The 1,578-nt window shown below is 61.9% G+C and carries 3 protein-coding genes and 1 pseudogene; 3 read left to right on the top strand and 1 reads right to left on the bottom strand.

Annotated features, from left to right (window positions below; translation table 11 throughout):
- The 3 genes and pseudogenes from EOA38_RS36115 to EOA38_RS36105 all read left to right on the top strand — a co-directional run.
- Positions 1-235, top strand: a pseudogene (locus EOA38_RS36115) (FADH(2)-oxidizing methylenetetrahydrofolate--tRNA-(uracil(54)-C(5))-methyltransferase TrmFO); the annotation flags it as partial.
- A 72-nt stretch (positions 236-307) separates the two neighbouring features.
- Positions 308-610 (top strand): type II toxin-antitoxin system ParD family antitoxin, encoded by a 303-nt coding sequence (locus EOA38_RS36110; RefSeq protein ID WP_126093412.1) that lies wholly within the window; start codon positions 308-310, stop codon positions 608-610.
- Positions 582-908, top strand: a complete 327-nt coding sequence (locus tag EOA38_RS36105; RefSeq protein ID WP_127222005.1) for a type II toxin-antitoxin system RelE/ParE family toxin — start codon at positions 582-584, stop codon at positions 906-908. Before EOA38_RS36110 ends, EOA38_RS36105 begins: the two co-directional genes overlap by 29 nt.
- On the opposite strand, the gene EOA38_RS36100 is transcribed toward EOA38_RS36105, so the two are convergent.
- Positions 909-1,578 (bottom strand): sterol desaturase family protein (locus EOA38_RS36100; RefSeq protein ID WP_145966273.1); only part of this gene is annotated, 670 nt, incomplete at its 5' end.

Below are 1,578 nucleotides of genomic sequence, written 5' to 3'. Positions count from 1 at the left end.
CAACCACATTACCGGCGGCCACATCGTTTCGGACGACGAGCCCGGAAAACGCTCCTTCCAGCCGATGAACGTCAATTTCGGCCTGTTTCCGCCGGTGGAGGCGCCGAAGGTCGAAGGCAAACGCCTGCGCGGCAAGGACAAGACCATCGCCAAACGCCACGCGATCACGTCGCGCGCTCTGGCGGACTGCAGGGAATGGCTGGGGTTGCCGGCGCGGGCGCAAGCCGCGGAATAGGCTTTTCGGTTCCGATTGGACGACCCATATCAAGTAGGATACTATCCTACTTTATATGCATGGAGCTATCCCGTGGAGTCCGCCGAGAAACTCTCCATCACCGTCACGCCAGCCATGGCCCGGATGATCCGCGAAAAGGTCGAGGACGGCTCGTTCGGGTCCGCGAGCGAAGTCATCCGCGCCGCACTCCGCGCCTTCCAACGCGAGGAAGAGGAGCATGCCGAGCGCATGGCCTCGATCCGGGCGCGGGTGAAGGCTTCGATTGAGGACAAGAGGCCAGCCGTTCCGCTCGATGAGGCGATCGCGAGGGTAAAGGGTCGGATTTCGCAGATGGCGCGAGACAGTGATGATTCAACGTCTCGCCGTCGTTCTTAGCGAAGCGGCCATATCCGATCTCGATGCCATTGCCGCCTATATTTTCGAAAGCAGCGGTAGCGGCAGTATCGCTATAAGCTTCGTTGATCGCATCAGGGACCGCTGTCACAGCATCGGCAATGCGCCCCGCGGCGGGCGCCAGCACGATGACATTGTGCCGGGTCTGAGGACTGTCCCGTTCGAGCATTCCGCCGTCATCGCCTATATCGTCGAAAGCGATATCGTGCGCATCGTCAATATCTTCTACGGCGGCCGCGACTACGAAGCCCTGCTACGTGGCGGCGGTGAACCGTCCTGACTACTCCGCCGGCTCTGCGCCTGCGGCCGGCAGCCCTGGCCTGCCCGCCTCCGCCGGATTTCTCCGCACATAAGCCGCCTTCAGCGTCTCCGACGTGTCGCGCGAGCCGTCATGGCTCCAGCCGGGCGGCTGGATGAGATAGTTGAGGCGTTGGCTGAGCGTCAGCCCCGGCTTAGCCGCATCCTTGAACATGCCTATCCATTCGTGGAAGGCCACCTTCAGCGGATTGAAGGTGCCGATGTTCTTGACGATGCCGTAGCGCGGCCGGTCTCCCTCCAGTTCCTCGACGAAAGTGCCGAACATGCGGTCCCAGATGATCAGCGTGCCGGCAAAATTGGCATCGAGATAGCGCGGGTTGGTGGCATGGTGGACGCGGTGATGCGAGGGCGTGTTGAAGATGAGTTCGAACCAGCCCCACATCTTGCCGATCGTCTCGGTGTGGATCCAGAACTGCCAGACGAGGTTGAAGCCGAAGACGAAGGCGATCACGGCCGGGTGGAAGCCGGCGAGCACCAGCGGCGCCTGCAGGATGAAGGTGAAGGTGAAGAGGCCGGTCCAGCTTTGCCTCAGCGCCGTCGAAAGATTGTAGTGCTGGCTGGAATGATGGTTGACGTGCTCGGCCCAGACCCAGCGCACCCGGTGCGCGATGCGGTGATAGACGTAGTAGCGC

The sequence above is a fragment of the Mesorhizobium sp. M1E.F.Ca.ET.041.01.1.1 genome, assembly GCF_003997355.1.
In the GTDB taxonomy this organism is placed as follows: Bacteria; Pseudomonadota; Alphaproteobacteria; order Rhizobiales; family Rhizobiaceae; genus Mesorhizobium.
The sequence above is the reverse complement of the archived record's forward strand: the minus strand, read 5'-3'. Positions and strand labels throughout refer to the sequence as shown.